The following is a 6416-nucleotide window of genomic DNA, read 5'->3' on the forward strand; positions in this document are numbered from 1 at the left end:
TGCCGTGCAGGTCGTCGATCTCGGCCTGGCTGAAGCCGGCGGCGCGGCGCGCGCCTTCGTTGAACGGCGGTTTCAGGCGCGGCGCAGCGTGGGTGCGGGCCAGCACGCGGTAGTGCGTGATCGGGTCCAGTCGCTGGCGTTCGCAGAGCCAGCCGTACCAGCGGTTGCCGATGGCCACGTGGCCGATCTCGTCGCGCAGGATGATGTTCAGAATCTCGACCGCGCGCTGCGCCGCAGGTGTGCCGACCTTGCGCAGACGGGCCTGGATCAGCGGCGTGGCGTCCAGCCCGCGCGCTTCCAGCGTGCGCGGCACCAGGGCCATGCGCGCGGTGATGTCGTGTTGCGTCTTCACGCACATCTCCCACAGCCCGTTGTGGGCCGGGCAGTCACCATAGTCAACACCCAGGCTCTGCAGGTGGGCACGCAGCAGACCGAAATGTGTTGCCTCCTCGTAGGCCACCCGCAGCCAGTCGCGGTAGAAGTCCAGCGGCATGCCGGCAAAGCGCCAGGCCGCGTCCAGCGCGAGATCGATGGCGTTCAGTTCGATGTGGCAGACCGCGTGCAGCAGCGCGGCCAGGCCGTCGGGGGTGTAGGGCGATCGGTGCGGCACCTCCATCGGGGGTACCAGCCGGGGCAGGTCGGGGCGGCCGGGCAGCGGGGTGTCCTCGGGCGGGGCCAGCACCGCCTGGGGCGCCATGGCCCGTTCGAGGGTGGCGTCGTCGGGCAGCGACGCCAGCGCCCGCCACACAGCGTGCGCAGCCGCGGCCTTGGCGGCCGGGTCGCGCAGGCACAGGGCGTCCAGGGCGCGGGCGCGCAGGCTCGGTTCAGGGCGTTCGGCAGAGGGCATCCCTACAATTCTAGGTTTGCACTTTCCCGGCACTGGAGACAAGCGATGGCGATTTACGAACTCGATGGCGTGGCCCCCCGCGTGGCACCGTCGGCCTGGGTGGCCGACAACGCACAGGTCATGGGCGACGTGGTCATCGGCGAGCACGCCAGCGTCTGGTTCGGGGTGACGGCCCGGGGCGACACCGACGCCATCACCATCGGCGCGGGCAGCAACGTCCAGGACGGTTCGGTGCTGCACGCCGACGATGGCGTACCGCTGACCATCGGCGAGAACGTGACCGTGGGGCATCAGGTCATGCTGCACGGCTGCACCATTGGCGACGGTTCGCTGATCGGCATCGGGGCCATCGTGCTCAACGGCGCACAGATCGGCAAGGGCTGCCTGGTGGGCGCGGGTTCGCTGGTGACCGAGGGCAAGGTGTTCCCCGACGGTTCCATGATCCTGGGCAGCCCGGCTCGGGTGGTCAAAAGCCTGAGCCCGGAGCAGATCGAAGGCCTGCGCCAGAGCGCGCTGCACTACCAGCACAACGCCGAACGCTTCCGGCGGGGCTTGAAAAAGATCGCTTGATCCCGATCTGCGAACGTTGATTTTTCTGAAAGCACAGCGTGTCCGAACTCCACAAATTCCTGTTTGAAGGCCTGCCGGTGCGCGGCATGCTGGTGCGCCTGACCGACAGCTGGCAGGAGATCCTGCGCCGTCGCCAGCAGGCCGGCGGCTACCCGGCGGCCGTGACCGAGCTGCTGGGCGAGATGACCGCCGCGGCCACGCTGATGCAGGCCAACATCAAGTTCAACGGCGCACTGATCCTGCAGGTGCAGGGCGACGGCCCGGTCAAGCTGGCCGTGGCCGAGGTGCAGCCCGACCTGACGCTGCGCGCCACCGCCACCGTGACCGGCGAGGTGGCCGCGGACGCACCGCTGTCGCACATGGTCAATGTGAACAACCAGGGCCGATGCGCCATCACGCTGGACCCGAAGGACCGCAAGCCTGGCCAGCAGCCCTACCAGGGCGTGGTGCCGCTGTTCGGCGACCGCCACGAGAAGCTGGAAAAGCTCAGCGAGGTGATCGAGCACTACATGCTGCAGAGCGAGCAGCTCGACACGCGCCTGGTGCTGGCGGCCAACGACGAGGTGGCCGCGGGCCTGCTGATCCAGCGCCTGCCGCTGCAGGGCGAGGCCAACCTGTCCGGCGCGGGCGCGGTGGCCAAGGACGAGGACCAGATCGGCCTGAACGAGGACTACAACCGCATCGCCATCCTGGCGGCCAGCCTCAAGCGCGAGGAGCTGCTGACCCTGGACGCCGAGACCATCCTGCGACGCCTGTTCTGGGAAGAGGACGTGCGCCGCTTCGAGCCGCAGATGGGGACCGACGGACCGCGTTTTGCCTGCACCTGCTCGCGCGAGCGCGTGAGCAACATGCTGCGCAGCCTGGGCCGTGAAGAGATCGAATCCATCATCGCCGAACAGGGCCAGGTCGAAGTCGGCTGCGACTTCTGCGGTGCCCAGTACCGCTTTGATCCCGTGGATGCCGCGACGGTGTTTTTGCAGCCGGCCAGCCAGCCACCGGGAACACCTGGCATTCACTGAGCGCTTTCTGGCGCGCGTGCCCGTCTCCAGGGACGCCGTGGAACCGGCTTTGCCGAGCCACAGGCGTCGTCCCCCCGCCGGGGGGAAGCGGCGTCAGCCGCGCAGGGGGGCATCCAGAATGTCGTGACAGGCGCCCATGGTGTGGTAGTCCACCTTGCCGGCCGGGCTCTTCTCGTCCGAATACTTGCGGTTGTCGGCCGTGAGGATGCGCCACCAGGCGCCGTGCTCGTGGTCCACGAAATGGCGCCATGCATAGGCCCATAGGTGATCGTACGCGGCCCAGTAGCGCTGTTCGCCCGTGACCACCGCCAGCCGCGCCGCGGCGGCCAGCGACTCGGCCTGCACCCAGAAGTACTTGTCGCTGTCGCAGACGCTGCCGTCGGGCGCGAAGCCGTAGTACAGGCCGCCGTGTTCGCCGTCCCAGGCCTTGTGCAGTGCGGTGTCGAAGAAGTGGCGCGCACGGTCCACCAGGGCCGGGTTGGGGCGGCGTTCGTGCAGCTGCAGCAGCAGCTTGGTCCACTCGGTCAGGTGGCCGGGCTGGAAGCCCCAGGGCCGGAAGATGTTGGTCTTGTCGTCCTTGTTGTAGTCCCAGTCCACCGACCAGTCGGCCCAGTAGTGCTCCCACACCAGCCCATCGGCCAGCGCGGCCTGCCGCACCGTGATGTGTTCGGCCAGCAGGGCGGCGCGGTCCAGGTAGCGGGCGTCCTGTGTGGCGTCAAAGGCCGCCAGCAGCGCTTCGCACAGGTGCATGTTGGCGTTCTGGCCGCGGTAGGGCAGCAGCTGCCAGTCGGGCGTCGCTTCGTCGGCGTACAGGCCGTGCGCCGGTTCCCAGAAGCGTTGTTCCAGCAGGTCGAAGGTCTGTGCGATGCCGGCATGGGCGCCGGTCACGCCGGCCATGTGTGCGTGCGCGTGGGCCAGCAGCACGAAGGCCAGGCCGTAGGCGTGGTTGGTGCCGTCCAGCACGCGGGCCTGTCCGTCGCGCCAGTCGAGTTGCCAGGCGTAGCCGCCGGTCTCGGTGTTGCGGTGCACCGGCAGGAAGTCGAAGGCTTGCTGCAGCGCCTGGCGGGCCATATCGCCGCCCAGGCCGCGGCGCACCGCCATGCCCAGCGTCACCACGTAACGCGTGCTGCTGACGAGGTGGCGTGTGTGGGCGTCGTAGACGCTGCCATCGTCGCGCAGGAAGTGGTACAGACCGCCGCTGGCATCGATGGCGCGCGGGAGGTAAAAGCCCAGCGTGTCTTCGATGTGCGCGCGCAGGAAGGCGGGGCTGCGGAAATCGGGCAACGGGTTGGCGGGGATCATGTTCAGGCTTGGGTGGATCGCTGTTGCAACAATTGGGTGAAGAGCTTGTGTTCACAGTCCGGGTCGCTGCACTTCTCGCAGTTCCAGGGGCGGCGCCCCTGTTCCCAGCGGGCGTCTTGCGTTGTCAGGGGCCGTTGCAGCGCGGTGCCGATGGCTCGCAGGGCTTGCTGCACGCGCAGCGCCAGCGGGCCGTACAGGGTCTGGAACGGAATGCCGACGGCTTGTAACTCGCGGCGCAGCACGGTGTCAGTGGCGGCGCGCACCGCCGGGCCGTCGCGGAACAGGCCGTCGGGGACCCAGGGCAGGTCCAGGCCCATCAGCAGGGTCAGACCGTAGCGGCGCTGCTGTTCGATGGCCGCTGGCCAGAGCGAGCGGTCGGCAAAGTACAGCTCGCTGTAGGCCGCGATCACCAGGGCTGTGGTGTCGGCCAGGACCACCTGAGTCTCTGCGTCGTGGGTTGCGGCCTCGATCGCATCGGTCTGCGCGCGCGCGCGCGCCACCTGTTCGTGCGCCTGGGGCGCGCGACCCTGCGCCTCGCACCAGCTGCGCAGTTGTTCGGAAACGAGGGTGCAGGTGAGGCCCTGTGCCTGCAGCAAGGGCTGCAGCGCTTGCGCCAGGGTGGTCTTGCCGGAGGATTCGCCGCCGAGCAGGGTGACGGTCAGGGCCATGACGCGGCGTCAGGGCTTGCTCTGGGCGATCTGGACGAAGATTTCGTTGGGCTTGACCATGCCCAGGTCCTGGCGGGCGAGTTCCTCGACCATGTCCAGACCTTCCTGCAGATCGTTCACTTCGCTGGCGATCTGCTCGTTGCGCTGCTTGGCTTCGCGGTTGGCCACTTCCAGCGCGGCCAGCTCCTGCTTCATCTGGCCGACCTGCGTCACACTGCCGCGGCCAAACCACAGCTGCGCATGCAGCACGAGCAGCAGCGCGATCAGCAGGGCAGGGACGAAGCGGTGTGCCATGGCAGGTGGTCAGTGCTCAAATCTCGCGCCGCATGCCGTCCAGTACACACCGTGGAACCGGCTTCGCCGGGCCACTAGTGTGGTCCCCCCGCCGGGGGGAAGACTCGAAGCGGCGCAGGAGGGCTTCACTTCAGGTTGTAGAACGCGGCACGGCCGGGGTACACGGCCACGTCGCCCAGGTCTTCTTCGATGCGCAGTAGCTGGTTGTACTTGGCCATGCGGTCCGAACGCGACAGCGAACCGGTCTTGATCTGGCCGGCGTTGGTGCCCACGGCGATGTCGGAGATCGTGCTGTCTTCGGTTTCACCCGAGCGGTGCGAGATCACCGCGGTGTAGCCGGCGCGCTTGGCCATCTCGATGGCGGCAAACGTTTCGGTCAGGGTGCCGATCTGGTTGATCTTGATCAGGATCGAGTTGGCGATGCCCTTGTCGATGCCTTCTTTCAGGATCTTGGTGTTGGTGACGTACAGGTCGTCGCCCACCAGCTGCACCTTCTTGCCCAGGCGATCGGTCAGCACCTTCCAGCCGTCCCAGTCGCCTTCGGCCATGCCGTCTTCGATGGAGATGATGGGGTACTTGTCGGCCCAGGTGGCCAGCATGTCGGTCCACTGCTCGGCGGTCAGGGCGATGCCGCCTTCGCCTTCGAGCACGTACTTGCCGTCCTTGTAGAACTCGCTGGCGGCGCAGTCCAGGCCCAGAGCGATCTGGTCACCGGCGGTGTAGCCGGCCTTGTCGATGGCCTGCAGGATCAGTTGCAGTGCGGCTTCATGGTTCTCGACCGACGGTGCAAAACCGCCTTCGTCGCCCACGGCGGTGCTGATGTGCTTGTCGTGCAGGATGGCCTTGAGGGCGTGGAACACTTCAGCACCCCAGCGCAGGGCTTCGCGGAACGACGGTGCGCCCACGGGGATGATCATCAGCTCTTGCAGGTCGAGCGAGTTGTTGGCGTGCGCGCCGCCGTTGATGATGTTCATCATCGGCACGGGCATCTGCACGGCGCTCATGCCGCCGAAGTAGCGGTACAGCGGCAGGCCGGCTTCTTCGGCGGCGGCGCGGGCCACGGCCATCGACACGGCCAGCATGGCGTTGGCGCCCAGGCGGCCCTTGTTCTCGGTGCCGTCCAGGTCGATCAGGGTCTTGTCCAGGAAGGCCTGCTCGGAGGCGTCCAGGCCCAGCACGGCTTCGCTGATCTCGGTGTTGATGTTTTCAACGGCCTTGAGCACGCCCTTGCCCAGGTAACGGCTCTTGTCACCGTCGCGCAGCTCGATGGCTTCGCGGCTGCCGGTGGACGCGCCCGACGGCACGGCCGCACGGCCCATCACGCCGGACTCCAGCAGCACGTCGCATTCGACGGTGGGGTTGCCACGGCTGTCCAGGACTTCACGGCCGACGATATCAACGATTGCACTCATGGTTTCTACCTTTGGAACAAGTCAAAAAACAAATCGGAACGGGCGCTCAGGCGCCCTCAACGGCGAACATGCGGATCGAACCCGCTCCCTCGCGAAGGGTGCGCGCGTGGGTGTAGGTTTCGGAGTGGTAGTAGGCCTGTGCGGTGGCGATGTCCTTGAACTTCAGCACCACGACCCGCTGCGGATGCCAGTCGCCTTCGAGCGGTTCGACGCGGCCACCGCGGACCAGCACTTCGGCGCCAAACTCCTGCATGGCGCGCGAGCTCCACTCGCGGTAGACCTTCATCTGCGCTTCGTCGGTGAC

At 67.5% G+C, this 6416-nt stretch carries 8 protein-coding genes; 2 read left to right on the forward strand and 6 right to left on the reverse strand.

Annotation, left to right across the window (positions count from 1 at the left end):
• Window positions 1-847 (reverse strand): ferritin-like domain-containing protein (locus tag ACR2JA_RS03420; protein WP_434007718.1); only part of this gene is annotated, 847 nt, incomplete at its 3' end.
• Window positions 848-892: 45 nt separating this feature from the next.
• Between ACR2JA_RS03420 and ACR2JA_RS03425 the strand changes: the two genes are divergently transcribed.
• The gene (locus ACR2JA_RS03425) at window positions 893-1417 is read left to right on the forward strand and encodes a gamma carbonic anhydrase family protein (RefSeq protein WP_434007719.1); all 525 of its coding nucleotides are present in this window, start codon (window positions 893-895) and stop codon (window positions 1415-1417) included.
• 38 nt (window positions 1418-1455) lie between these two features.
• Window positions 1456-2436, forward strand: a complete 981-nt coding sequence (locus ACR2JA_RS03430) for an Hsp33 family molecular chaperone HslO (RefSeq protein ID WP_434007720.1) — start codon at window positions 1456-1458, stop codon at window positions 2434-2436.
• A 93-nt stretch (window positions 2437-2529) separates the two neighbouring features.
• Here the strand turns inward: ACR2JA_RS03430 and ACR2JA_RS03435 are convergent, their stop codons facing one another.
• The 5 genes from ACR2JA_RS03435 to ACR2JA_RS03455 form a co-directional block, all read right to left on the reverse strand.
• Window positions 2530-3738 (reverse strand): AGE family epimerase/isomerase, encoded by a 1209-nt coding sequence (locus tag ACR2JA_RS03435; RefSeq protein ID WP_434007721.1) that lies wholly within the window; start codon window positions 3736-3738, stop codon window positions 2530-2532.
• A gap of 2 nt (window positions 3739-3740) precedes the next feature.
• On the reverse strand, window positions 3741-4406 hold the full coding sequence (locus ACR2JA_RS03440; RefSeq protein ID WP_434007722.1) for an AAA family ATPase: 666 nt from the start codon (window positions 4404-4406) through the stop codon (window positions 3741-3743).
• 9 nt (window positions 4407-4415) lie between these two features.
• Window positions 4416-4700 carry an FtsB family cell division protein gene (locus ACR2JA_RS03445; RefSeq protein ID WP_434007723.1) on the reverse strand — a complete coding sequence of 95 codons (285 nt, stop codon included), beginning with the start codon at window positions 4698-4700 and terminating at the stop codon, window positions 4416-4418.
• A 125-nt stretch (window positions 4701-4825) separates the two neighbouring features.
• Window positions 4826-6112, reverse strand: a complete 1287-nt coding sequence (gene eno, locus ACR2JA_RS03450; RefSeq protein ID WP_434007724.1) for a phosphopyruvate hydratase — start codon at window positions 6110-6112, stop codon at window positions 4826-4828.
• 46 nt (window positions 6113-6158) lie between these two features.
• The coding region (locus ACR2JA_RS03455; RefSeq protein ID WP_434007725.1) for a DUF1330 domain-containing protein at window positions 6159-6416 on the reverse strand (258 nt) is incomplete at its 5' end.

Source organism: Hydrogenophaga sp., from assembly GCF_051007235.1.
Classification (GTDB): Bacteria; Pseudomonadota; Gammaproteobacteria; order Burkholderiales; family Burkholderiaceae_C; genus Hydrogenophaga.

Coding starts and splice junctions, on each gene's coding strand:
- ACR2JA_RS03440 (WP_434007722.1), bottom strand. CDS start 4,406: ATGGCCCTGACCGTCACCCTGCTCGGCGGCGAATCCTCCGGCAAGACC.
- eno (WP_434007724.1), bottom strand. CDS start 6,112: ATGAGTGCAATCGTTGATATCGTCGGCCGTGAAGTCCTGGACAGCCGT.
- ACR2JA_RS03445 (WP_434007723.1), bottom strand. CDS start 4,700: ATGGCACACCGCTTCGTCCCTGCCCTGCTGATCGCGCTGCTGCTCGTG.
- ACR2JA_RS03425 (WP_434007719.1), top strand. CDS start 893: ATGGCGATTTACGAACTCGATGGCGTGGCCCCCCGCGTGGCACCGTCG.
- ACR2JA_RS03435 (WP_434007721.1), bottom strand. CDS start 3,738: ATGATCCCCGCCAACCCGTTGCCCGATTTCCGCAGCCCCGCCTTCCTG.